Source organism: Winogradskyella sp. PC-19 (genome assembly GCF_002163855.1).
Classification (GTDB): Bacteria; Bacteroidota; Bacteroidia; order Flavobacteriales; family Flavobacteriaceae; genus Winogradskyella.
Genome location: NZ_CP019332.1, coordinates 1,457,285 through 1,482,260 on the forward strand (window position 1 = coordinate 1,457,285; position 24,976 = coordinate 1,482,260).

At 33.1% G+C, this 24,976-nt stretch carries 20 protein-coding genes and 1 riboswitch; of the genes, 7 read left to right on the forward strand and 13 right to left on the reverse strand.

Annotation, left to right across the window (positions count from 1 at the left end; translation table 11 throughout):
• Positions 1 to 3 precede the first annotated feature (3 nt).
• From BTO05_RS06785 to BTO05_RS06795, 3 genes are all read right to left on the reverse strand, one after another.
• Positions 4 to 1,071, reverse strand: a complete 1,068-nt coding sequence (locus BTO05_RS06785; RefSeq protein WP_087491931.1) for an aspartate kinase — start codon at positions 1,069 to 1,071, stop codon at positions 4 to 6.
• Positions 1,034 to 2,050, reverse strand: a complete 1,017-nt coding sequence (locus tag BTO05_RS06790; RefSeq protein ID WP_087491932.1) for an alpha/beta fold hydrolase — start codon at positions 2,048 to 2,050, stop codon at positions 1,034 to 1,036. Before BTO05_RS06790 ends, BTO05_RS06785 begins: the two co-directional genes overlap by 38 nt.
• 91 nt (positions 2,051 to 2,141) lie before the next feature.
• On the reverse strand, positions 2,142 to 3,434 hold the full coding sequence (locus BTO05_RS06795) for an O-acetylhomoserine aminocarboxypropyltransferase/cysteine synthase family protein (RefSeq protein WP_087491933.1): 1,293 nt from the start codon (positions 3,432 to 3,434) through the stop codon (positions 2,142 to 2,144).
• A 123-nt stretch (positions 3,435 to 3,557) separates the two neighbouring features.
• Positions 3,558 to 3,682: riboswitch (SAM riboswitch) on the reverse strand.
• A 288-nt stretch (positions 3,683 to 3,970) separates the two neighbouring features.
• On the opposite strand from BTO05_RS06795, the gene metK reads away from it, so the two are divergent.
• Positions 3,971 to 5,227 (forward strand): methionine adenosyltransferase, encoded by a 1,257-nt coding sequence (metK, locus tag BTO05_RS06800; protein ID WP_087491934.1) that lies wholly within the window; start codon positions 3,971 to 3,973, stop codon positions 5,225 to 5,227.
• Positions 5,228 to 5,296: 69 nt separating this feature from the next.
• Here metK and BTO05_RS06805 read toward each other — a convergent pair whose 3' ends face one another.
• The 5 genes from BTO05_RS06805 to BTO05_RS06825 form a co-directional block, all read right to left on the reverse strand.
• Complete coding sequence (locus tag BTO05_RS06805; protein WP_087491935.1) at positions 5,297 to 8,077, reverse strand: TonB-dependent receptor; 2,781 nt, start codon at positions 8,075 to 8,077, stop codon at positions 5,297 to 5,299.
• 42 nt (positions 8,078 to 8,119) lie between these two features.
• Entirely contained in the window at positions 8,120 to 8,995 is an 876-nt protein-coding gene (locus BTO05_RS06810) for a GLPGLI family protein (protein ID WP_087491936.1), read from the reverse strand.
• Between the two features lie 89 nt (positions 8,996 to 9,084).
• Positions 9,085 to 9,915, reverse strand: a complete 831-nt coding sequence (locus tag BTO05_RS06815) for a GLPGLI family protein (RefSeq protein ID WP_087491937.1) — start codon at positions 9,913 to 9,915, stop codon at positions 9,085 to 9,087.
• A 94-nt stretch (positions 9,916 to 10,009) separates the two neighbouring features.
• Complete coding sequence (locus BTO05_RS06820) at positions 10,010 to 10,888, reverse strand: GLPGLI family protein (RefSeq protein WP_087491938.1); 879 nt, start codon at positions 10,886 to 10,888, stop codon at positions 10,010 to 10,012.
• Between the two features lie 21 nt (positions 10,889 to 10,909).
• Complete coding sequence (locus BTO05_RS06825) at positions 10,910 to 11,281, reverse strand: hypothetical protein (RefSeq protein ID WP_087491939.1); 372 nt, start codon at positions 11,279 to 11,281, stop codon at positions 10,910 to 10,912.
• Between the two features lie 125 nt (positions 11,282 to 11,406).
• Here BTO05_RS06825 and BTO05_RS06830 point away from each other — a divergent pair, with 125 nt between their 5' ends.
• The 4 genes from BTO05_RS06830 to BTO05_RS06845 are packed head-to-tail and all read left to right on the forward strand — an operon-like array spanning position 11,407 to position 15,078.
• Positions 11,407 to 12,945 (forward strand): sensor histidine kinase, encoded by a 1,539-nt coding sequence (locus BTO05_RS06830; protein WP_087491940.1) that lies wholly within the window; start codon positions 11,407 to 11,409, stop codon positions 12,943 to 12,945.
• Positions 12,938 to 13,621, forward strand: a complete 684-nt coding sequence (locus BTO05_RS06835) for a response regulator transcription factor (protein WP_087491941.1) — start codon at positions 12,938 to 12,940, stop codon at positions 13,619 to 13,621. The genes BTO05_RS06830 and BTO05_RS06835 overlap by 8 nt, the downstream gene beginning before the upstream one ends.
• 56 nt (positions 13,622 to 13,677) lie before the next feature.
• On the forward strand, positions 13,678 to 14,460 hold the full coding sequence (locus BTO05_RS06840; RefSeq protein ID WP_087491942.1) for a hypothetical protein: 783 nt from the start codon (positions 13,678 to 13,680) through the stop codon (positions 14,458 to 14,460).
• 3 nt (positions 14,461 to 14,463) lie between these two features.
• On the forward strand, positions 14,464 to 15,078 hold the full coding sequence (locus BTO05_RS06845; protein WP_087491943.1) for a deoxynucleoside kinase: 615 nt from the start codon (positions 14,464 to 14,466) through the stop codon (positions 15,076 to 15,078).
• Here the strand turns inward: BTO05_RS06845 and BTO05_RS06850 are convergent.
• From BTO05_RS06850 to BTO05_RS06870, 5 genes are all read right to left on the reverse strand, one after another.
• Positions 15,075 to 16,052, reverse strand: a complete 978-nt coding sequence (locus BTO05_RS06850; protein ID WP_087491944.1) for an App1 family protein — start codon at positions 16,050 to 16,052, stop codon at positions 15,075 to 15,077. The genes BTO05_RS06845 and BTO05_RS06850 overlap by 4 nt on opposite strands.
• A gap of 71 nt (positions 16,053 to 16,123) precedes the next feature.
• Positions 16,124 to 18,517 (reverse strand): sodium-translocating pyrophosphatase, encoded by a 2,394-nt coding sequence (locus BTO05_RS06855; protein ID WP_087491945.1) that lies wholly within the window; start codon positions 18,515 to 18,517, stop codon positions 16,124 to 16,126.
• A 119-nt stretch (positions 18,518 to 18,636) separates the two neighbouring features.
• Entirely contained in the window at positions 18,637 to 19,164 is a 528-nt protein-coding gene (locus BTO05_RS06860) for an inorganic diphosphatase (RefSeq protein WP_087491946.1), read from the reverse strand.
• 106 nt (positions 19,165 to 19,270) lie between these two features.
• On the reverse strand, positions 19,271 to 21,781 hold the full coding sequence (locus BTO05_RS06865) for a DUF5686 family protein (protein ID WP_198295264.1): 2,511 nt from the start codon (positions 21,779 to 21,781) through the stop codon (positions 19,271 to 19,273).
• A gap of 84 nt (positions 21,782 to 21,865) precedes the next feature.
• Complete coding sequence (locus tag BTO05_RS06870) at positions 21,866 to 22,843, reverse strand: pyruvate dehydrogenase complex E1 component subunit beta (protein WP_087491948.1); 978 nt, start codon at positions 22,841 to 22,843, stop codon at positions 21,866 to 21,868.
• Positions 22,844 to 23,081: 238 nt separating this feature from the next.
• Between BTO05_RS06870 and BTO05_RS06875 the strand changes: the two genes are divergently transcribed.
• On the forward strand, positions 23,082 to 23,828 hold the full coding sequence (locus BTO05_RS06875; RefSeq protein WP_087491949.1) for an electron transfer flavoprotein subunit beta/FixA family protein: 747 nt from the start codon (positions 23,082 to 23,084) through the stop codon (positions 23,826 to 23,828).
• Positions 23,829 to 23,870: 42 nt separating this feature from the next.
• Positions 23,871 to 24,833, forward strand: a complete 963-nt coding sequence (locus tag BTO05_RS06880) for an electron transfer flavoprotein subunit alpha/FixB family protein (protein WP_087491950.1) — start codon at positions 23,871 to 23,873, stop codon at positions 24,831 to 24,833.
• Positions 24,834 to 24,976 lie beyond the last annotated feature (143 nt).

Here is a 24,976-nt window from a genome sequence, read left to right on the forward strand (position 1 = left end):
TATTTATAAAGTATTAGCAATCTTAACGATATCAGAAAATAAACCTCTAGCGGTAACTTCTTTTCCAGCACCAGCACCTTGAATAACCAATGGTGTTTCTTGATAAGAATCCGTGTAAATTTCAAATAAGTTATCAGCACCTTTAAGCTGGCCAAGTGGAGTTTTTAAAGATTCTGAAACTAATTTAACTTCTAATATTTCGTTTTCTAAATTTAATTCACCTATATAACGCAAAACATTATTTCCAGTTTGATTTTTCTTGTCATTTTCAAAAACAGAATTTAATTCATCTCTTCTTTTATTGAATTGCGATATTGTCGTTTTTCCATTTAGTGATTTAGGCACTAATGATTGTACGTTAACTTCTTCTAAATTCTTTTTTAAACCTAATTCTCTTGCTAAAACAAGAAGTTTTCTAGCTACATCCTTTCCAGACAAATCATCCCTAGCATCAGGCTCTGTATAACCTTTATTTGATGCGCTTTCTAGAACTTCAGAAAACAAAATATCTTCTTCAGAAAAACGATTGAAAATATAACTGAGTGACCCTGAAAAAACACCTCTAATCTTTTTTACACTGTCACCAGATTGTGACAAGTTTCTAATAGTCTCAATAATAGGAAGGCCTGCACCCACATTAGTTTCGTAGTAAAAGATTTTTTTCTTTTTTTGGAGTGTTTGTCTTATCAGTTTATATAATTCAAAGTCGAGGGTATTTGCAACTTTATTTGCGACAACAAGATGAAAATTATTCTGAATTAATTCTATATATTTTTGAACGATTTCTTCATTAGCCGTAGCATCTACGGCAATTAAATTCTGAAGCTTATTTTTTTGAACGTATTTTATAACATCTTCATAGTTATAGTCTTCAGAATTTTCTTTAAAATTTACCCTCCAATTTTCATCTAAATCATCTTTAAAAAGAGCCTTTGTCGAATTACAAATTACCGGAATTTTTAAATCTATTTTTTGATTGAGTTTTAATTTGGGTTTAAAAGAAATAATCTGATCTATCAAAGTAGAACCTACATTACCTATGCCCAATATAACTAAGCTGACTTGTCTCATTTTCTTTTTCTTTTTTATTAAATATAGGGTTAAGGAATTTTGAAATTTGTGAAAATTCTATCAAAAAAGCGTCATGACCATCAATAGATTTTATTTCATTAATTGTTACATTTTCCTTAACTGTTTTTAGTTCAACATAAGTTTCCCAATTCTCATTTGGAACAAAAAAAACATCTGAATTTATTGTAATAATATGAATATTGCCTTTTATGTTTTTAGCCTTATTTAGAAATTCATTTTTGTTTTCAGCTACATTTATACTTTTTAAAATTTGATTCATCATTTTGTAGGTCGAGAGTTGAAAACGCTGTGATAGTTTTTCACCATGATGATTCAACCAACTTTCCATATTAAATAATAAAGCTGATGCTTTTGTTCTATTAAATTTTTGTTTAAAGGATAGGGAATTTCTGTAAAATGTCATCGCATGAATACGAGCATCTGCAATTGGATTTCTTGAATTTTCCAAAATCCGTTCTTGCACATAACAATTGGCGATAAGCCAATCTGTAGCTTTCCAATCTGTAGCAATTGGTATGATGTTTTCAATCAAATTTGGTTTCAAAATTGAAAGCTCCCAAGCAATTCCACCACCAACAGAACCACCAATTACAGCAAACAGTTTGTGTATCGATAAACGTTGTAAACCTTCAACAAAAATTCTGGCAATGTCTTTTGCTGTAAAGTCTTTATAATATTTTACAAAATCCTCGTTAATGTTACCAAAACCATTACCAGGAATGTTAAATGACAAAACCGAATAATTATTGGTATCAATGACTTTATCTTCGCCAATAATCCCGTTCCACCACCCTTTTTCACCAATAACTTGAGAATTTCCTGTTAACGCATGATTAACTAAAACAACAGGTGCAGAATTTAAAGGTAGACCGAAGTGTTGATAACTTAATTTGAGGCTGAAATTGAGCCCTGAAGCTAATTCAAAATGGTCTATTTCTATGTACTTTAATTGTGACATTACTTCCGATTAATATTGGTATTGAAAATCTTGAAAGGTGCTTAAAAAACACCCATCAAGATTCTCAGAACACAAATTATTAAGACTATAATTAAGCTTGCACAGGCTTTAAAACAGCTGCGAAAGCTTCTTTTAAATCTGTCTTTAAATCTTCAACATCCTCTAAACCAACTGATAGACGAATTAAATCTTTGGTTACACCTGTACTCTGTTGTTCAGTGTCCGTAAGTTGTTGATGCGTTGTACTTGCTGGATGAATTATTAGAGACTTGGTATCTCCAATATTTGCCAATAAAGAGAATAATTCTGTTGTATCTGCTACTTTCTTTGCAGCTTCAAAACCTCCTTTAAGTCCAAAAGTAACAATGCCACTTTTGCCGTTTGGTAAATATTTGTCGGCTAAATCTTTATAATTACTCGTTTCTAAGCCTGGATAATTTACCCAAGAAACTTCGTCTTGTTGCTGTAACCATTGTGCTAATTCTAATGCGTTTTCGCTATGCTTCTTTATCCTTAACTCTAAAGTTTCTAAACCTTGAATAATTTGAAACGCATTAAAAGGACTCAATGCACCACCATAATCTCTTAAACCTTCGATTCTTACTTTGGCGATAAATGCTGCCTCTTCTAGCGCTTCACTATATACTAAACCATGATAACCTTCTGATGGCTCTGTAAATTCAGGGAATTTTCCGTTTGTCCAATCAAATGTCCCAGCGTCAATAATTATTCCACCTAATGCTGTACCATTACCATTGATATATTTTGTAAGCGAATGAATTACAATATTAGCACCATGAGCAATAGGATTAAGTAAATACGGTGTAGCAACAGTATTGTCAACAACTAAAGGCACTTTATGTGCTTTTGCTTGCGCCGAAATACTTTCAACATCTAAAACATCTAATTTTGGATTTCCTAAAGACTCAATAAAAAATAACCTTGTGTTTTCTTGTGCAGTGTTCTTAAAGTTTTCAGCTTCTGAAGGGTCGACAAAAGTTGTTGTAATTCCATGTCTTGGTAGTGTTACTTTTAACAAATTATAGGTTCCTCCGTACAAACTACTAGAAGCTACAATATGGTCGCCAGCTCTAAGAAGCGTTAATAAAGTTGTAGAAATAGCAGAAGTTCCTGATGCTGTTGCCACAGCTGCAATACCTCCTTCAAGTGTAGCTAGACGTTGCTCTAAAACGTCTGTTGTAGGGTTGTTAATCCTTGTATAAATATTTCCAGGTTCAGCTAATGAAAATAAATTAGCTGCATGATCTGAATCATTAAACACATAAGCTGTTGATTGGTAAATAGGAACAGCTCTTGTTCCTCCATTTTGATTGACATTGTGTCCTGCATGCAACGCTTTAGTTGCAAATTTTTGTGTACTCATTTTTCTGTTTTTTTTGAGTTAATACATAATTAAACCAAAAGTCAAATAGGCTTCTCAGAAGCATACCTAATAGAAAAATGTTATAAAGAAAAATTATATAAATACAGATGAGTATTTATATGTTGGTTATCTATCTAGAATAAGCGAGAAATGATTCGCTAATCAAGTAGAATTTAGCACCTTCTTAGTAAGTCTAAGGGTTGCTAAGGCTTCATCGGGTCTATTCCCTCTGCCTTTCTTGATAACATTTCAGTAAGTTTTTGAACTTTGTGAATACAAATATTCGATTATAAAAATTTAATATCCAAATCTTTTTTTGATTTTATCAATTTTTAACAGATTAACTACATCGAACTTATCTTTTAGGAATTAGTTATGATAACTATCTTCGTTTATTATTATAAATGTGTATTTTTGCACCGAAATTAATTAAGAGGAAAGATTTGACTGATTGCAACCTCTGGAAAAAATTGCTAAAGACAGTGTTAGACTTTCCTTGTTATTACGTCAAATCTTCAAAATAAAAATCTTAGAATATGGCGTATTTATTTACTTCAGAAAGTGTTTCTGAAGGACATCCAGACAAAGTAGCAGATCAAATTAGCGATGCATTAATTGACAACTTTTTAGCGTTTGACAAAGACTCTAAAGTAGCTTGTGAAACCCTTGTAACAACGGGACAAGTTGTATTAGCGGGAGAAGTAAAATCCGATACTTATTTAGACGTACAGCAAATCGCTAGAGATGTCATTAACAAAATTGGCTATACCAAAGGAGAATATATGTTTGACGGTAGTTCTTGTGGCGTTTTATCTGCAATACATGAACAATCTCCAGACATTAATCAAGGTGTAGACCGTGCAAAACCTGAAGATCAAGGTGCAGGTGACCAAGGAATGATGTTCGGTTATGCTACTGACGAAACTGAAAACTATATGCCATTAGCTTTAGAGCTTTCACATCGTCTTTTAAAAGAATTAGCAGAATTACGTCGTGAAAATAAAGACATTACCTATTTACGTCCTGATGCAAAATCTCAGGTAACTATTGAGTATAGTGATGACAATGTACCTCAACGCATTGATGCGATTGTATTATCTACACAACACGATGATTTTGATGCTAGTGATGATGTAATGTTAGCACAAATCAAAAAAGACATTGTAGAAATTTTAATACCTCGTGTGGTTGCCAAATTACCAGCACATATCCAAAAATTATTTACAGATAGTATTACGTATCACATTAACCCAACTGGTGTTTTTGTAATTGGTGGACCTCACGGTGACACTGGATTAACAGGTCGTAAGATTATTGTTGACACTTATGGTGGTAAAGGTGCACATGGTGGTGGTGCTTTTTCAGGAAAAGACCCAAGTAAGGTAGACCGTTCTGGCGCTTATGCAACACGACATATTGCAAAAAACCTAGTAGCAGCAGGTTTATGTAAAGAAGTATTAGTACAGGTAAGTTATGCCATTGGTGTAGCAAAACCAACTAGTATTAATGTTGAAACTTACGGTACAGCAACAATTGATAAAACTGATGGAGAGATTAGTAAAAACGTCGAATCTATTTTTGATATGCGTCCATACTTTATCGAACAACGCTTAAAGTTAAGAACGCCTATATATTCTGAAACTGCAGCATACGGTCATATGGGACGTACGCCAGAAGTAAAAACATTAACTTTCAAAAATCCGATGGGTCAAGAAGTTACCGAAACTGTTGAAACATTTACATGGGAAAAATTAGACTATGTGGATAAAGTGAAAGCAGCTTTTGGATTGTAATATTAATACATAGCATTAAAAAAAAGCCTTCTCATTTGAGAAGGCTTTTTTTAGTTAAAATATGAGAGTTTATAAGGTATATATTGCCCTAAACGTTATAAAACGTGGTTGTAAGAATGTTGCTGAATTAGACACCGAGAAATTACCAACATTATTATTAATGTTTGCATCAATATTTAAAATGTTATTAGCTCTTATCTCGTATTCCCATTTTGCATCACGATCTTTACGATAACCTAATCTTGCACTCCATGTTGTGAAAGATTCTGATTCGCCTTCTACCTCTTGATTATTATATGCATAATCAGTTACAAAAGTTACTGAATCCCATATGTAAGCATCAAAACGTATTGATGGTGCGTTTGTAACAATCTTAGTTGTTCTTGTCCCTTGCGTGTTGTTACTAATACTGTAGTTGTATCTAAGTCTAACATTTGGTGCTTCTCTAAAGTTTGTTCTAAATTCTGGGGTATAAGATTGGACAAAACTTTCGTTTACAGACTGTCTTCCATCAATAAATTGATTCCTCAAACTATAATTGAAATTAGCGCGCAAGCCTGTTCTTATTTTTCCAAATCTTTTGTTCCAAGAACCGAATGCTGATAATGTTTCATCAGCAAATTGTGAGTTAAAAAAAGTACTCGTCGAAATAACATTATCAAAATTTGCAATAGATCTAATTTGGTCAATATTTTTATTGTAAGCTACTCTGGCAAAAACATTAGTGTTATTAAACAAATTAAAACTTCTGTAAAATAAACTAAGGCTGTGAGACAGTCCATTCTGTAGTTCAGCGTTACCAAAAGATAAACGGTCAAAATTATTTAGCACTAATCCTTCGGCAAGGTTGGTTACATCTGTAAATTGGTTATTCATTCGATAATTAAAAGTCAAACTTTCAGACTTCTTGAATTGAACACGTGCTTCAAACTCTGGTAAGATTCTAAAGAAATTATCTTTATACTTTTCTCCAAATTGGATGTTCTGGTTTCCGTAAGCATGAACAGAAACTCCTGGTCTAAATGTGAATTTACCTGTTCTTACATTATATCTAGTAGACAAATAAACGTCACTAAAATTATACTGAATATCATTTGTAGCACCTAACTGATTATCGTTAGAGTCATTAATTATAGGATTTGCATCTTGTGTAACACTAGAGTCATTTACATCTAAAAATTGAAAGATATTAGAATTAAAATCTTGGCGACTAAAAATAGTTCCAAATGTGAAACTGATGTTACTCTTAGCATTAAGGATATTGTAGTAATCTACTTTGGCATCTAATTGATTTGATTTTACTTGGCGATTTTGCCCCAATCCATAAAAATCTAAACTACGATCTAATCCTAATTGCTCAGCTGTCTCATCATAAGCATCCTCATCAATAGTATTTGGATCATTATCAATACCATTATCATTATTAGTAGGATCATTGTTTAAAAACGCATTATAAAAAGGGTCTTCGTCACGGATTAAATGTGCAGCTTCAAGTGCAAAAATATTATTCTCATTTAGTGTGTAGTAATAATTTAGGTTTTGATTAATACTAAATGGTGTAACCTCATCTAATTGTTTAGTTGCACCTATGACAGATGAAATTTCTATTTGTTGCTCTGAATCTTTGGATAATCTTGCTAACACATCATAATCCAATTGATTGTTTACATTTGGTTTGTAAGATGCACTCAGTTTTGCTAGACCTTGATCAGAGGCTTCACGACCAGTATTGATGGTTTCTTCGTCTGGTATACCCAAATCTGGATCGGTATAACGGATAAAACTTTCTTGTCTGGTATTTAGTCTCGTGGTATTGTATATTAAGAATCCACTTAAATCCAAAGCACTATTAGGTGAATAGCTAAAGTTAGTCGCTAATAATTTAGACTCGACACGCTGTGCATTTTGTGCATTTGTAAGACCGTTCAAGCCATTATTTCCTAAATTTAGATTTGTTCCACTATCTCTACTTGGTGACTTGAATCCACCACCAAAATTACGGACATCTCTATTGGATAAAGCAGGTTCTCCGATATTATTCATATCGCCAATAACATTAACACTATACTTTGGACTGTAATAAAAGAGTTTTGGTTGCACCAAATACAATTCGTCATTTGGTGACGGTGCTGTACCTACACCAACAGTAACATCTCCAAACCAAAAGTTTTCCTTTCCTTCTTTAAGTTTGATATTTATTGCTACACTATTTTGATTATTAGTCACACTTCTTAATTGACCAACTTCAGAGAAATTTCTTAATACTTCTATCTTATCTACAGCATTTGAAGGAATGTTTTCTGTTGCTAGTTTAGAATCCCCATCAAAAAAATCTTTTCCGTTAACCGTTATTTTCTGTACGGCATTACCTTCGACTTCTATTTGACCATTCTCATTTATTTCTACACCTGGTAGTTTTTCTAAGACGTCACCTAGTTTTCGTTCTGAACCATTTTTAAATGAGTCTGCGTTGTAAACAATAGTATCTCCTTTAATGGTTACTGGCATTTCATAGGTTAATTCAATAGTATCTAATGCATTATCAAAATTTAATGTGAAATCTTTTCTGATATCTGTTTCCTTGGTTTCTACAACTATATTAACGGTTTTCATACCTATGTAAGTAACTTGTACATTGTACTTGCCATTTTTACCCAGCGCTAGTTTATATTCACCTTTGGAATCGGTAATTCCATAAGATTCTAGTGCTTTTGTTTCTTGATTTATAGCAATAACATTTGCAAGCTCTAAAGGTCCGCCTATACTGTCTTTTACGACTCCAGACATTCTAACTTGTGAATAGGACTTTAGTGCTACTATTATGGTTAGTAGAGTAAATATTTTTTTCATTTATTTAAATTGTTATTTTGATTGACAATTAGTTGAAAATCTTTAATTACGCTTGCCACCTCGACCTCTTCCGCGCCAGTTACTTCTCATCTCCTCCATTTTTTTGGTGGTAATTTCAGTATATTCTTCTTGGGTGACAATTTCACCTTTCTCTGGCTTTTTTATATTATCTTTTTCTTTAGGATTCATTACAATCTTAGTACATAACATTGTAGTACGATCGAAACTTACTTCTAGTATTAATCCTGGTAATCCCCAAAAGTCGTCTGGACCCTGATTAATAGGTATTTGTGGTGTATACCAGGCTATGACTTCGGTTGTTTTTGGTATTTCCATTTCATCCATTGGATCTTCGGATTTATTTTCTACTAAATCTTTTTTCTTTTTATTTTTATTATCTCCGCGTCTTTTTATACTCCTCCAGTCAAAACCAATCACAGGCTTTACTGCTACAGCTTTAAATACAGTATAATTGCCGATTTGTTTAGTCTCATTAGCCATTTTCCATTCTAAATTCCTTAACTCATCTTTTATTAAGAATTTTTTTCCAAAAAATTCTTGATCCTGTATAACCTCTTTGGATTTTACATTTTTATATTTTGGACCACCTGTAAAACTACTAGCAAATCCTCCCCAGCCCTTGTTAGAACCACCTGCTTCTAGGCGTTCTTCTTCTTTATATATTGATTCTTGCTTATTGAATATGAGCGTATATTGCTTTTCTAGGAAACTCTTCATTCTCTTTTCCATAAACTTCATTTGGTCCGGAGTAATTTTACGGCCTCCCATAAACTGACTCATATCTATTGTTGTCTTTGTTTGGTAATATGCTTTACCCTGAAAATCTTGAGCAAATGAGGTAGTGCTTAAACATATTACTAGTGCTAGGATAAGTGATTTAAAAAATGATAATTTCATACAAAACTATTTAACTTATTGTTTCTTTCTTTTAGACTATCGAAATAACAAAAAGTTATATCGCCGGATGTTAAACTTGCGTTAAAGAATTAACCGCGTCGTCGGCCTCTATTATTTCTGAAATCCTGCATTTTTTCTATAACAGTAGCTTGATAATCTTCTTTATTGATTTCTTCTCCTTTTTTTGGCGCTAATATTTCAATTGTTTCTTTAGGATTAATCACAATTTTAGAACATAACATTGTGGTATCATCTGCACTGACTTCTAAAATTAAACCAGGCAATCCCCAGAATTCTGAAGGTCCGTGACTTACAGGTACTTGTACTGTATACCAAGCTTCAATTTGTGTCATTTTAATTTCTGGAATTATTTCTGCTCCTGTTGAATCTGTTTGTGGTGTGTTTCTTCTCATCATATCCCATGAAAAATTATACCAACTCAATTCATCAGATGGTATTAAAGCCATCGCTTTAAAACAAGTATAATTACCTATTTGCTTTGTCTCAGATCCCATTTTCCAATCAATTTTTTGCAGTTTGTCTTTTACCAAAAACTTTTTTCCGTAAAATTCTTGACTTTGTACTAACTGATTATCTTTCACGTTTTTGTATTGGTCACCTTGAGCAAAATTCTTTCCCCAACTATCCGTAGCTCCAGACATAGCATCAAGTTTTTCATCTTCTTTAAAAAACGATTCTGTTTTATTGAAAGTCAGTACATATGTTTTCTCTAACCTGTTTTTCATTCTGGAAGCAACTTGTTTTTTTTGCGCTTCACTAAGTCGAGCGCCCCATCGTCCTAGGTCCATTCTGGATTTAGAAAAATAATAGGCTTTTCCTTGAAATTCTTGGGCTTCTGCTTGAAAAGAAAAAGTAATTAAGAATGAAAGTAGTCCGAGTTTGTAAAATATTGGTTTCATGATTATAGTATAAAAATGTTAATTGTGTCCAACAAAATTAGATAATCATTAAACAGAACAATATTGTTTATCAAAACATTAACAGAAATTTTACTTATCCTCCAATCCTAATTTCAATACTTTCACCGCTTCTACGGCCGTTTCGAGGTGCAAATCGTTCTAACATCTCTTTCCTCTTCTTATCCATGATTTTGTCATATTCCTCGCGATTGACCTCTTTTCCTTTAGAAGGCTCGACGATTTCAATTTTACTCTCAGGGTTAATTACAACTTTGCTACAAACGATATTTAGTTTACCATCGTGGATTTCTAAAATTAAACCTGGCAAGCCTTGATACATTGCAGGTCCATTATTAACTGGCACCTGTAAGGTATACCAGGCCGTTACAGTTCGCTCTATCATTTCTGGTTCTTCTTCCTTTTTATTCTCTTCATCTTCAGTTTCTTCATTAACACTAAAGCTAGAGAATGAACGTGGCTTTGGCACCATCTTTACATAAGTAGCTTTAAAGCATTGGTACTGTCCAATAAATTTGGTTTCTTTTTCTAATTTCCAGTCTATTGTTTCAATATCGTCTTTTACTAAAAACACTTTTCCCATGGTATCTTTTTGGTCTGTGTAAGTACTATTTTTTGTGTTTTTGTATAACACATCAGAACCTCCACCAGAACCAATAACCATAACTTGCATATCACTTCCTCCAACTTGAGGTGGTGCTAAAGATTCTTCCTCTTTATATATTGAAGCCTCTTTATTAAATGAAAGTGTAAATGTTTTTTGAAACTGCTTTTTAAGCATTGCTTGCATTTGCTTTTGTAAATCAGAAGTCATACCTGGATTGCTCGTACTGTCTAACTTAATATCTACAGAACGTTGCGTTTTATAGGTTGCCTCGCCTTGAAATTCTTGAGCATTAGCACTAGTAAAAACTAGCGCTAAACCCAAAAACAAAACTCTTATAACTGTTTTCATTTTATGATTGTTTTGAAATTTTTATCTTTTTGAATTGTAATATTTTATCGCAGCAGCTCTTACTTTTTTGATACTTTCAATAAATTTTTCTTTCTCGTTTGTATTTCCTTTAATCTCATATTTGATATGGGATTTTACTTCATCTCCTATTTTTTTGTCATTACACTTTATACTAAATATAATGTTTTCATTTTCTCCTGTTTCCTTTAATATCTCTCTAAAATCTTCTACTGTAAACGTAGATTCAATTTCTTCTACAGAATCAACTTCAACATCTATTTTAAAACTTTCTACTTTTACTTTGTTAAAGGTAATATTTCCTTTTAAATCTTTTTTCTGAGCAAACATTAGGGAAGTTAAACAGATTGCTGATACTAAAAATAATTTTTTCATGATTTTGATTTTTAATGATTAATACACTGCAAATATCACGAGTCTTTTTAGTAATGATAGTTAACCAACGTTAACGTGTGTTAACCGATTAGTGATGGTTGAGAATAAACCTATACTTTTGAAGTATGAATGATAAACGCTATAGATATATATTATATGTAATTACAGTAGTAATTATTGCCACCATAGGTATTCAAATCTATTGGAATTACAAAAACTACCTCACTAATAAGCAACAACTTATTAATGATGTACAAGTAAGTTTGGACAAGGCTGTAGATGATTATTATGCAAACCTCGCTGAAGAAACGACTATGGCATTGTCATTTGATGAAACTCCCACTTCAAAGTTTTTTGAAGAAGAAAGTGCCTTCAATAAAATTCTTGAAAACATTGATCAGAAAAATGGAAAACTGAAAGCAATAGATTCTAATAAAGTATCAGACATTAAAGGACTTTCAATCTTTAGAGGCTTTGAAGCTGACTCTATAATGGATGAACAAAGAAACAAGAATAATCACTTAAATGCAGATTCCTTTAAACTTAAGGTGAAAGAATTAAAACAAGCCAATCCAAATATTAAAATTGGTGATTTTAAAATGCTTACCACTCAAGTAATGATATCGATTTCGAATGACACATTAAACCTAAAGGTTATTGATACACTTTTGAAAAACGAATTAAACAGAAAGAAAATAGATATCGATTATAACCTTGATTATGAGAAACCAAAAAATAAAATACCTTTTAGTAAAGATATTATTATCGTTGAAGCAGACACCACATATTTTAAAGACGATTTACATTTAAGTGTTTTTTCTGAGTCTACATTTTTACCCAAAGAAGGTGACCTAAAAGTTGATTTTGCTAATGAAACTAAAGTCATTTTAAGACGAATGCTTGGCGGCATTGGCATTTCTGGTTTACTAGTCTTAAGCGTTATCGCTTGCTTATTCTATTTACTAAAAATCATAAACCAACAGAAGCAATTAGCAGAAGTAAAAAATGACTTAATTAGCAATATCACGCATGAGTTTAAAACTCCCATTGCTACCATTGGTGCTGCTCTAGAAGGCATTAATAGTTTTAATATTATCGACGATAAAGAAAAGACCAAAAAGTATATTGATATGTCAAGTGGACAACTATCAAAACTGAACCTAATGGTCGAAAAACTTTTAGAGACTGCTACTTTGGATAGTGAAAGTTTAGAACTAAATAAAGAGGAAATTGATATTATTGCACTTCTTACATCACTGTCATCAAGATACCAAACTCATAATGCAGATAAAACTATTCAGACTAGTTTTAAGGTTGAAAGTTTAGTGACTAAGGTTGATATATTTCATTTTGAAAATGCCATAAATAACATTTTAGATAACGCAATAAAATATGGCGGTGATATTATTATAATAGATTTAACTCCAAGTAAAAATAGTTTTAATATCAACATTTCAGACAATGGAACAAGTTTAACTAAAGCTAGTAATGAACGTGTTTTCGAGAAATTTTATCGTGTTCCTAAAGGTAATAAGCATGATGTTAAAGGTTTTGGAATAGGCCTATATTACACAAAAAGTATCATAGAAAAACATGATGGAACAATAACACTAGACCTCAATAATAAACTCACAACTTTTAAAATAGAACTCCCAAATGGCTAATCCGATAAAAATAGTATTGGCGGAAGATGAAGCCGCTTTAGGACAGATTATAAAAGAAAGTTTAGAAACTCGAGACTTTGAGGTTATTCTTTGCCTAGACGGCGAAAAAGCTTTTAGAGCCTATAAATCCGAAAGTCCTGAAATTCTAGTTTTAGATGTTATGATGCCTAAGAAAGATGGCTTTACACTAGCTAAAGAGGTTAGAGAAATTGATGATACAATCCCTATTATTTTCTTGACTGCAAAATCGCAAACACAAGACGTTGTAGAAGGCTTTACTATTGGAGGTAACGATTATCTCAAAAAGCCCTTTAGCATGGAAGAACTTATCGTTAGAATTCATAATCTAATTAGTCGTACTAGACTTCAAAAAACAGCTGATATACTAGAAATCGGCGACTATACTTTTGATTTTCCTAAGCAATTATTGACCTATAAAACTGAAGAAACTGTTCAATTAACACATCGTGAAGCACATCTATTATTTCATTTGATTAAAAATAAAAACAATGTTTTAGATCGTTCTCTAATCTTAAACAAACTTTGGGGCACGGATGATTTTTTCTCAGCTAGAAGCATGGATGTTTTTATCTCTAAACTCAGAAAAAAACTAAAACAAGACGACCGCATTCAAATTTTAAATGTCCGTGGATTTGGATATAAATTGACGGTCTAAAATTCTAAATAGCAATAAGAGATTAGTGGCGTAATTTTTGTACTTTTCAAATTAGTATGAAGCGTTTGCTATATATATTTTTCTGTTTCTCACTTTTTGGTTTTACCCAAGAGGCTATTAAAGCCGAACTAAAAGAAACTACAGACATAAAAGCTGAAACATTATTTGGCGTTGATACTTTTGGTACACTTTATTACTCAGATGAAGGTGGTAGTTTTTATAAAAAAACTACCGACACTATTATTAGTTATGCCAATTTTCAGTTAGGAAAAATCACATCTGCAAATCCTTTTAATCCACTTAAAATTAATTTGTTTTATCAAGACTTTAATACTGTTATTGTTTTGGACAATCGTCTTGCAGAAATTACTAAGATTGACTTCAATACCATTGAAGATTATAAAAATGTATCTCTAGTATCAACTGGCTATGATAATACCATTTGGATTTTTAATCAAGACCTACAAAGGCTAGAATTATACGACTACCTTAATAATAAAACACGAGTAAAAACAGTACCTATTCAATCTGATGTTATTTCGCTTAAGAGTGACTATAATTATTGCTACTTGCTTACTGATTCGTTTCTGTATGTCTATAATTATTCTGGGAGTTTGTTGCGTAAAATCACCAATTCAGGATTGACAGAAATGGCATTTAGTAAAGCTAATTTAGTTTTAAAATCTAAAAATGAATTATTTCTCCTTCCAAAAAACGATGATAAATTAAAATCTATATCTGGTATAGATTTGTTAATAAATCAGTTTTTAGTAACCAATGAAACCTTGTATATTTACGACGACGAAAAGCTACGTCGCTACCAACTAAAATCTCAATAAACTATGCATGTTGCTATTGCGGGAAATATAGGCGCAGGGAAAACTACGCTTACAAAATTACTAGCCAAACATTACAAATGGGAAGCTCAACTCGAGGATGTTGTAGACAATCCTTATTTGGATGATTTTTACAATCAAATGGAACGTTGGAGTTTCAATTTACAAGTATATTTTTTAAATAGCCGTTTTCGTCAAGTAAACCAAATTCAACAAGGGGAAAAAGATATTATTCAAGACAGAACTATATACGAGGATGCTTATATTTTTGCACCAAACCTTCATGCAATGGGTTTAATGACAAATCGTGATTTTGAAAATTATTCATCACTTTTTGAATTAATGGAATCGTTTGTTAAAGGTCCTGATTTGTTAATCTATCTACGTAGTTCAATACCAAATTTAGTAGCGCAAATACATAAACGTGGTCGTGATTATGAAAACACAATAAGCATTGACTATCTAAGTCGACTTAATGAACGTTACGAAGCCTGGATTACTAAATATACCAAAGGAAATCTACTAATTATTGATGTAGACAATTTAGATTTTGTTGCTAATCCTGAAGATTTAGGCGGTATTATTAATAAAATTGATGCTGAAATTAACGGCTTATTTTAATTAATAAATCCATGAGCTTTTGCGTGAGCAATTGCCTCATTACTATTATCTACAATTAAAACCGGCAACTCTTTGTAATCTTTAAAAAGACTCTGAATACGTCTCATCCTTTTTTTGTGTTCTACACTTCTTAAATAAATTGCTGCTATTCTATTTGGAAATTTTTGAACTACATCTAAATATATATCTGCATCTTTTTCGCCACAATCACCGATAAGGATAAATTGTAAATTTGGATAAGTGTCTAGGATATTAAATACCTCATGATACTTATGTGCTAGTTCTGGCTTTGGCGTTTTATCAAATGGTGTTCTAAAATCTCGAAGCAAAATTGGTCCTTTTGGAAAGTTATTTGACTTCAAGAAAAACTCTAAGTAGCGATACAAATTCCAAGGACTATTACTCACATAAAAAATTGGATTTACTGTATTATGAAGCAACTCATAAAAGTCTGCAGTACCTTCTAAGGCCTTTCTTTTTAATGGTGTTTTAAAAAACGTGTTTACAACTACACGCCATTTTAATCTAGAGGTTACACCTGTATGTAATATAGTATCATCAATATCGCTTATAACTCCAAATCTAGCTTTATTAGAAGGCACAAGCATTTGACCTTCAAAAGTATTATTCTGCTGTATTGAACGCTTTAAATTATTTTCAGTGTACTTTACTTTATAGTCTAACCAACCTTCAATATCTGTATTCAGTTTTATTTTAGAAGTTTTATCTAGAAGATAATAACCTTCTGCATCAGTTTTTAAATCAAATTTAGTATCAGAAATATTAATTTGTATAGCAGAATTTCTGATTTCGTCTGTCTCAAAACGTTTCCAAGAATTTACTAGAAGACTGAACCAACCCTTTTTTGATAAGTCGATATCTTCATCTTCAAGTGCACGACCACGTAAATACAAATGTGTCTTAGTTCCGTAAGTTAGAAACGGAATAATTTGCAAGGGGTCTTTTTTAAGCATTTTCAAATATAAAAAAACCACGCTAAATTAAGTTTTTAGCGTGGTTATATAATTTTAACAATTGTATACTCTTAATTGCTCTTTTGCTCTTTTGCGTAAGCTTCAGCTTTTTTAGCTACCTCTTCAAGATTACCTTCAAAAGTTTTTTCTTTAATTATAGTTTCTCCATCACCGATTTTAGTTTTGGTAATGATTTTTGCAACTGCCGTATCATCTAAAGTTTTGTCTCCTTTGGTTTCCACTGAAATTTCTTTGATGATTTCAACGTTTTCGTTCATAGCAACACCTTCTTCAGTATGTCCACCTAAAATTGGCGCTATAACCAAACCAATTAAACATGTTAATTTAATTAAAATATTCATTGAAGGCCCAGAAGTATCTTTAAATGGATCACCAACAGTATCTCCTGTTACTGCTGCTTTGTGAGCGTCAGAACCTTTGTATGTCATTTCTCCGTTAATTTCAACACCTGCTTCAAAAGACTTCTTAGCATTATCCCATGCACCACCAGCATTATTCTGGAAGATTGCCCATAAGACTCCAGAAACTGTGACACCTGCCATATAACCACCTAACATTTCGGCAATAGCTAAATTATCCATACCAAATAACATTGGCACAAATGCAATTACAAGAGGAAATCCAATAGTTAATAGACCTGGCAGCATCATTTCTTTTAAAGAGGCTTGTGTAGAAATCGCAACACATTTATCATATTCTGGCTTTCCAGTACCTTCCATAATTCCAGGAATGTCTTTAAACTGACGACGCACTTCTTGAACCATTTCCATAGCAGCTTTACCAACGGCATTCATCGCTAAAGCAGAGAATACTACTGGCACCATACCACCAACAAATAACATAGCTAATACTGGTGCTTTAAAAATATTAATTCCGTCTATTCCTGTAAACGTAACATAAGCAGCAAATAATGCTAATGATGTTAATGCAGCAGAAGCGATAGCAAATCCTTTTCCTGTTGCAGCAGTTGTATTACCAACTGAATCTAATATATCTGTACGTTCTCTTACGATAGGTTCTTGTTCACTCATTTCTGCAATACCACCTGCATTATCAGATATTGGTCCAAAAGCATCAATAGCTAACTGCATAGCTGTTGTAGCCATCATAGCAGATGCCGCTAATGCTACACCATAAAAACCTGCGAATGCGTAAGACGCCCAGATAGCTCCAGCAAATAATAATACTGAAGGAAATGTAGATATCATACCTGTAGCTAAACCAGCAATAATATTGGTTCCTGCACCCGTTGAAGATTGTTGTACTATCTTTAAGATTGGACTTTTACCTAATCCTGTATAGTATTCAGTAACAGAAGAGATTACAGCGCCAACAAATAAACCAACTAAGGTTGCGTAAAATACACGCATTGCCGATATCTCAACTAAACCTTCTCCAAAAAAGTTCATTTTCATTGTTTCTGGTAACATCCAAGTTACTAGACCAAAACATGATACAGCTACTAAAATAATAGATGTCCAGTTTCCAATATTTAAAGCGCCCATTACTTGAGCTTCTTTAGCGTCGTTACTTTTAATTTTCACTAACACGGTACCGATAATTGAAATAATAATTCCTGCACCAGCAATTGCCATTGGCAATAAGATTGGTCCAATACCTCCGAAAGCATCAGAGATTGCACCACCCATATCTTTAATAACGTAGTTACCTAATACCATTGCTGCTAATACAGTTGCTACATAAGACCCAAATAAATCGGCTCCCATACCAGCAACATCACCAACATTATCACCAACGTTATCTGCAATAGTAGCAGGATTACGAGGATCATCTTCTGGGATTCCAGCTTCTACTTTACCAACTAAGTCTGCACCAACATCAGCTGCCTTCGTATAAATACCACCACCTACACGCGCAAAAAGTGCGATAGACTCTGCTCCTAACGAGAAACCAGCTAGTGTTTCTAACACAATAGTCATATCCATTGTATTTGTCCACTCGCCACCCATAAAAAATCTAAAGAAAATTATAAAGAAAGCTGTTAATCCTAATACTGCTAAACCTGCAACACCAAGTCCCATTACTGTTCCACCTCCAAAGGAGATTTTAAGTGCGTTTGGAAGACTAGTACGTGCAGCTTGTGTTGTTCTAACGTTTGTTTTAGTGGCTATTTTCATTCCAATGTTACCAGCATATGCAGAAAACACAGCTCCAAAAACAAAGGCAATTACGATTAGCCAATGTGTAGTTGGCACAACAAAAGACACAATAGTCAATAAAACAGCTACTATTAATACAAAAATTGCTAGTAATCTATATTCGGCATTTAAGAATGCTAAAGCGCCTTCATAGATGTGGTCTGAAATCTCTTTCATTTTACCGTCACCAGCATCTTGTTTCATAACCCACGATTTCTTTACAAGCATGTAAATTAATCCTAAAAGTGCCAAAGCTATTGGCATATAAATCATGTATGATTCCATATTATATTTTTAATTTGATTAGTTTTTAGCTGGGCAAAAGTAACAAAATAGACGCTAAAAGAAAAACCCTTTGACGACTATTGCCAAAGGGTAATTTTATTGTTGATATTTATGGTTATTTATATTGTAAAATCACCATTAATTTTATGCTCACTATTTTCGTAACGCGCTACACATTTATTTAAAATATCATATGCCTCTTTTGCATCTCCCCAACCGCCAACGTCTACTTTCTTTTCTTCTAAATCTTTATAAACTTGAAAAAAATGAGTGATTTCTTTTTTACGATGCGGATTTAAATCTGACAAATCGTTATAGCTATTCCAAATTGGATCCGTAACTGGTACACAAATTAGTTTTTCATCTGGTCCTTTTTCATCAGCCATATGGAATACACCTATTGGCTTAACTTCCATAACGCACATTGGAAATGTTGGCTCTGTTCCCATAACCAATACATCTAATGGATCTCCGTCCAATGCCAAAGTTTCTGGAATAAACCCATAATCTCCTGGATACATCATCGATGAAAATAACATACGGTCAAAGCGTATTTTATTTAATTCAAAATCGTACTCGTATTTGTTTCGGCTTCCTTTAGGTATTTCTATTAAAACGTCAAATGTTAATTTTCCTGTTGCTGTCATAAATCTTTCTTTTAAAAAGGGCTGCAAAGATAGTTTATTGTTTGAGTATTACAAGAGTAAATACATGTAAAGTATAGCTATAAAAAATCTAGAAAAACTGATTGTTTTAAAAGAAAAAACCAAAACTACCTGTAACTCCGAATCGTCTAGCATCTGGTAAATCCAAGTAATTACCACGGAAATTAAAGTCTATTCTTAGAATTTTAAAAATGTTAGCAACACCAACACTATATTCGTAATACACTTTAGAATCTGGTGCTCTTAAAACTATTTCTGCTGGATTACCTGTTGTACTTAGCAATCTGTTTTCGTCTGACAATTCTCCCCAAACGCCACGCAGTCCTAAGACAGCTCTAAGATTATATTTCTTTAAAAATGGAATACGAGAAAAAATACGTCCATTAAAATTATGTTCTATATGTAAAGACGTATACGTATCTGTAACAAACTCATAAAACTCTAGTTGAGGAAAGGTATTATAAATTGAAAAATAGGTTTGGTTTCCTGGCACTACACTTAATAGTGCTAAAGGTACTTCACCAAATGTTTTACCTGCTTCAACTGATGTGGTTAATCGTCCAAAACCACCAACTTGCCACGGCTGAATGTATGAAAACTGTAGCTTAGTGTAATCAAAATCACTATTCAAAAAACCTTTATCTCCACGACTTATTTGTGCAAATAGTCTTGCGAAATTGTCATTTTTCTCTTTGCGTTCTACACCAAAACCTGTCATTTGACGTTTTGGATAATAGGCGGCAGATAATCGTGTTTCGAACTGATTTACTTCTGAAGATATTCCTGAAACTACATCTTGATCGTTATAATCTAAACTGAATGTTGGTGATGCAGAGCGTAACTCTCGATAACTTCCGTCTAGTCGCAATACAAAATTACGCGATGGCTCAATAGAAAAACCTAGATTAGTGAGATTAATATTGGTCAGCTTATCGTTAGCACCAGTACCAATTACGGCAGATGATGCTAGACTTCGGCCTAAAACATCAGTAGAACTGGTAAGACTAGCTCCTATTTGCTCTACGTCTCGCCGATTTCCTCCAAAAATCGTAAATCTGCTTTTTTTGTCTAAAAGCCATTTGCCTGATATGCCATATTTAAACTTATCATCTCTAAATCCATATGCGACAAAACCTTCTAGTCGCCATAAGTCATTTGGACCAAAATAAGTTCGTCCACCAGCTCTAAGTCTTAAGCCTTCAACATCATTAAAACCAAATGTGGAAAAAATTGGACCATAATCTAATGGTAAGCTATTAAACTCTATATAGCCGGATGCCAGAATACTTCCTAAATTATAAAGTCTTTTAAACTTTTTGACTGTTTTTAAAGTATCTAACATCTTGTAGACACCTTTTTCGTCTTTGTTAAGAGCTTCTAATCTATTTTGTTGCCAAAAATCTTCTTTACGATTATAAACGTCCTGATCATAATTATAAACTTCTTTATCGTAATATTTTGGGTCTTTTGGAATATCGAATTTGTAATTATCGTAGAGGGTTGTTCTTTTTCCGTAGACACCACGAGATTTTTCTTTTTTATTTAATGCAAAATCAGACAAAAAATAGTCGCGCTTAATAAGGAATAGCGAATCATTAAGAACCTCAAATTCTTGTTCTATATATATTTCTTTAACCCAATTAATATTAGCGCTTTTCGATGCTTGTAGATTAATTTCTTTTATAGCATATGTAGAGTCATTTACCCAAAAATCACCTTTAAAGGTTAACTCATTTTTTCGCCTTGGATAGTATATTATATTATAACACCATTTGTTATCAATAAAAGCACTATCAGAAAGCACATAATTATAGGTCTGAACACCTGTCCTGCTTAAAGGACTTACAAAACTCTTATCAAAAAACTTAAGGTAATTATCATAAATATTATACTCCGAATACAAATCATCTATAAAATCTATGATTACCTGATTATTACTGAAACCTGAGTTTTTATTACCTATTAAATCTTCTCGTTTTTTCCCAAGCTCATTATCTCCTGAAATCTTTTTTACAGATTCGTTTAAAAAAATTGGCAGATACGTTTTTCCTGTTACTCGAGACGTATCAACTTCTTCGAAAACAAATTCCATACCTCTAAAGAGTTTACTTTTTACGAGAGCACTATCTATAGTATTTAAATCAAATTCGACTTTTTCGTATTGATCGTATTCGTATTGTTTAAATTGACTGAGTCCATTTTGACGTTTACGTTCCCATATTTTTTTGAGTATTCGTATCGCAGGGTTTTCAGATGCTTTTTTAGATTGCTTACCTGTAACAATAACTACAGCGTCTAGAGCTGCAGCTTCTTCTTTCAAAGTAAATTTAAGTTCGTAGTTAACACGCTTTGGCAAAGCATAAGTAAGAATTTCATAACCTAAAAAAGAGACTTCTAATGTATCCCAGTTTTCTTCAGACTCTAAATAAAATTTACCGTTTTCGTTTGTAGTAGTACCAATGGTTGAGCCCTTAAAAATAACACTTGCGTAAGCAACGGGTTCATTAAATTCATCAAAAACGTAACCACTTACTTTTGTTTGTGCAAAAGCATATGCTGAGTTAAAGATTATAATAAGTAGGAGTAGTTTATGCTTCATATTAAAAAACTTCATCAACTATCGTGCTAAAATGCATATTCAATAGTAGATGAAGTTTAATTAACGCAGAAATCTGCGAATTATTTACTTGTACATTACTTTTTTCACTGCTTTAATTACAGATTCATGGTTTGGTAACCATTCTGCTAAAAGAACAGGTGAATAAGGTGCAGGTGTATCTGCTGTATTTATCTTTACAATTGGTGCATCTAAATAATCAAATGCTTCCGACTGAACTAAATATGTAATTTCTGTAGAAACGTTTCCAAATGGCCATGCCTCTTCAAGAACAACTAAACGGTTAGTTTTCTTAACAGACTCCAAAATCGCTTTTCTATCTAAAGGACGAACGGTACGTAAATCTATTATCTCACAAGAGATACCTTCTTTTTCTAGTTCATCAGCTGCTTTGTAAGCTTCTTTTATGATTTTTCCAAAAGAGACGATTGTAACATCCGTACCTTCACGCTTCAATTCTGCAACACCTAAAGGTATCGTATATTCTCCTTCTGGCACCTCTCCTTTATCACCATACATTTGCTCGCTTTCCATAAAAATAACTGGATCGTCATCTCTGATAGCAGATTTTAATAAACCTTTTGCATCATACGGATTAGAAGGCACTACAACCTTTAGACCTGGAGTGTTGGCAAACCAATTTTCAAAAGCTTGAGAATGTGTTGCAGCTAATTGACCCGCAGATGCAGTTGGGCCACGAAATACAATTGGGCATTTAAACTGTCCGCCTGACATTTGTCTAATCTTAGCCGCATTATTTATAATTTGGTCTATACCTACTAAAGAGAAGTTAAATGTCATATATTCTACGATTGGTCTGTTTCCAGTCATTGTAGAACCAATAGCAACCCCAGCAAAACCAAGCTCGGCAATTGGTGTGTCTATAACACGCTTTGCGCCAAACTCATCTAGCATTCCTTTAGAAGCTTTATAAGCACCATTATATTCAGCTACCTCTTCACCCATTAGGTAAATACTCTCATCACGGCGCATTTCTTCGCTCATGGCTTCGCATATAGCCTCTCTAAATTGAATCGTCTTCATTATTCTTTTTTAATTGGAAAACAAAAATAGCAATAAATGAAAAACTTTTAATCTGAAATTTCTTTAAAATTTATTATGCACGCATAGTAAATATTCAAAAAAAAGTATTTATCTTCGTAACCACTTAATTAGTAGGGCGTTTTTATACTTAAAACCCTATAAAACAAAGTGTTTTAATAAAATTTACGATAACGTTATCGTAAAAAATTATATTATTTTAAAAAGAAAAAGAAGACTTATGAAGATTTTAGTATGTATTAGTCATGTACCAGATACAACATCAAAAATTAACTTCACCGATGGTGATACTAAGTTTGATACAAATGGTGTACAATATGTTATTAACCCTAATGATGAATTTGGCCTAACTCGTGCCATGTGGTTTAAAGAAAAGCAAGGCGCATCTGTAGATGTAGTGAATGTTGGTGGCCCAGAAACGGAACCAACTTTACGTAAAGCTTTAGCGATTGGTGCAGATAGCGCAATCCGTGTAAACACAGAAGCAAAAGATGGTTTTGCTGTTGCTAAAGAATTGGCAAAAGTAGTCACCGATGGTGGTTATAATTTAGTCATCGCTGGTCGTGAATCTATTGATTATAATGGCGGAATGGTTCCTGGAATGTTAGCAGGATTAACTGGTGCAAATTTTGTTGCCAACTGTATTTCTTTAGATGTAGATGGCACTAACGCAAAAGCATCTCGTGAAATTGACGGTGGAAAAGAAACTGTAAATACATCACTTCCTTTAGTCATTGGTGGTCAAAAAGGATTAGTTGAAGAAAGCGATTTACGTATACCTAACATGAGAGGTATTATGATGGCTCGTAAAAAACCACTAAATGTTGTTGAGCCAATTGGAGCAAATGCTGAAACTTCAGCAACTAGCTTTGAAAAGCCTGCGCCAAAAGGTGCTGTGAAATTGGTAGATGCAGATAATATAGATGAATTAATAAACTTACTTCACAACGAAGCAAAGGTAATCTAACCGTTAACCCAAAAAGTTTATAACCATTTAAAAAAGAAAAATATGTCAGTTTTAGTATATACAGAATCAGAAAACGGAAAATTAAAAAAAGCAGCATTAGAGTGTGTGTCTTACGCAAAAGCTATAGCAGATGAGATGGGAACTAGCGTAACGGCGGTTACTATTAATGCAGATGATGCTGATGCTTTAGGAAACTTTGGTGCATCTAAAGTATTGAATGTTAAAAATGATGCTCTAAGCACATTTAATGCAAAAAAGTATGCATCGGTTATTGCCGAAGCGGCGAAACAAGAAGGCGCAAAAGTAGCCATCGTAAGCTCAAGTGCAGATAGCAAGTATTTAGCTCCTCTTTTATCGGTAAGTTTAGAAGCAGGTTATGTATCTAACGTGGTAGAAAAGCCATCAAGCTTAGCTCCTTTTACTGTAAAGCGTACAGCTTTTACAAACAAAGCTTTTGCTAACACAGAAATTAGTACAGATGTAAAATTAATAGGTCTGTCAAACAACTCATTTGGTTTAGTAGAATCTGGGGGTTCTGCTTCAGTAGAAGAATTCTCACCAGCAGTTGCAGATTCAGAAGTTTCAGTAGAATCTGTTGATAAAGCCGTTGGAAAAGTAACTATCGCAGATGCAGATGTAGTGATATCTGGTGGTCGTGGATTAAAAGGCCCAGAAAATTGGGGATTAGTCGAAGACCTTGCTGAAGTTTTAGGTGCAGCAACTGCATGTTCTAAGCCAGTATCTGATTTAGGATGGCGTTCACATGGTGAGCACGTTGGTCAAACTGGTAAGCCTGTGGCGACCAATCTATACATTGCGATTGGTATTTCAGGAGCTATCCAACATTTAGCTGGTATTAGTGCTTCAAAAGTAAAAGTTGTCATAAATACAGACCCGGAAGCACCTTTCTTTAAGGCTGCAGATTATGGTATTGTTGGCGATGCGTTTGAAGTAGTTCCTGTATTGACAGAAAAACTAAAAGCTTTCAAAGCACAAAACGCTTAATAATTTTTTGAAATTATAGTGTAAAGAACCGTTTAGATTTGATTGGCAGTTGCTAAAGTCAAAATTTAAACGGTTCTTTGCGTTCAATAACACTTTGCAAAAAAGTCATATTTTTAGGTGTTAAAAGACGAAAGCATTCGGAT

Excerpts from the sequence above, each read along its gene's own strand:
- BTO05_RS06785 (WP_087491931.1), bottom strand. The coding sequence starts at position 1,071 with ATGAGACAAGTCAGCTTAGTTATATTGGGCATAGGTAATGTAGGTTCT.
- BTO05_RS06820 (WP_087491938.1), bottom strand. The coding sequence starts at position 10,888 with ATGAAAACAGTTATAAGAGTTTTGTTTTTGGGTTTAGCGCTAGTTTTT.
- BTO05_RS06850 (WP_087491944.1), bottom strand. The coding sequence starts at position 16,052 with ATGCTTAAAAAAGACCCCTTGCAAATTATTCCGTTTCTAACTTACGGA.
- BTO05_RS06795 (WP_087491933.1), bottom strand. The coding sequence starts at position 3,434 with ATGAGTACACAAAAATTTGCAACTAAAGCGTTGCATGCAGGACACAAT.
- BTO05_RS06855 (WP_087491945.1), bottom strand. The coding sequence starts at position 18,517 with ATGGAATCATACATGATTTATATGCCAATAGCTTTGGCACTTTTAGGA.
- BTO05_RS06870 (WP_087491948.1), bottom strand. The coding sequence starts at position 22,843 with ATGAAGACGATTCAATTTAGAGAGGCTATATGCGAAGCCATGAGCGAA.
- BTO05_RS06860 (WP_087491946.1), bottom strand. The coding sequence starts at position 19,164 with ATGACAGCAACAGGAAAATTAACATTTGACGTTTTAATAGAAATACCT.
- BTO05_RS06845 (WP_087491943.1), top strand. The coding sequence starts at position 14,464 with ATGCATGTTGCTATTGCGGGAAATATAGGCGCAGGGAAAACTACGCTT.
- BTO05_RS06865 (WP_198295264.1), bottom strand. The coding sequence starts at position 21,781 with ATGAAGCATAAACTACTCCTACTTATTATAATCTTTAACTCAGCATAT.
- BTO05_RS06805 (WP_087491935.1), bottom strand. The coding sequence starts at position 8,077 with ATGAAAAAAATATTTACTCTACTAACCATAATAGTAGCACTAAAGTCC.
- BTO05_RS06815 (WP_087491937.1), bottom strand. The coding sequence starts at position 9,915 with ATGAAACCAATATTTTACAAACTCGGACTACTTTCATTCTTAATTACT.
- BTO05_RS06835 (WP_087491941.1), top strand. The coding sequence starts at position 12,938 with ATGGCTAATCCGATAAAAATAGTATTGGCGGAAGATGAAGCCGCTTTA.
- BTO05_RS06830 (WP_087491940.1), top strand. The coding sequence starts at position 11,407 with ATGAATGATAAACGCTATAGATATATATTATATGTAATTACAGTAGTA.
- BTO05_RS06790 (WP_087491932.1), bottom strand. The coding sequence starts at position 2,050 with ATGTCACAATTAAAGTACATAGAAATAGACCATTTTGAATTAGCTTCA.
- BTO05_RS06875 (WP_087491949.1), top strand. The coding sequence starts at position 23,082 with ATGAAGATTTTAGTATGTATTAGTCATGTACCAGATACAACATCAAAA.
- BTO05_RS06880 (WP_087491950.1), top strand. The coding sequence starts at position 23,871 with ATGTCAGTTTTAGTATATACAGAATCAGAAAACGGAAAATTAAAAAAA.
- BTO05_RS06825 (WP_087491939.1), bottom strand. The coding sequence starts at position 11,281 with ATGAAAAAATTATTTTTAGTATCAGCAATCTGTTTAACTTCCCTAATG.
- metK (WP_087491934.1), top strand. The coding sequence starts at position 3,971 with ATGGCGTATTTATTTACTTCAGAAAGTGTTTCTGAAGGACATCCAGAC.
- BTO05_RS06810 (WP_087491936.1), bottom strand. The coding sequence starts at position 8,995 with ATGAAATTATCATTTTTTAAATCACTTATCCTAGCACTAGTAATATGT.
- BTO05_RS06840 (WP_087491942.1), top strand. The coding sequence starts at position 13,678 with ATGAAGCGTTTGCTATATATATTTTTCTGTTTCTCACTTTTTGGTTTT.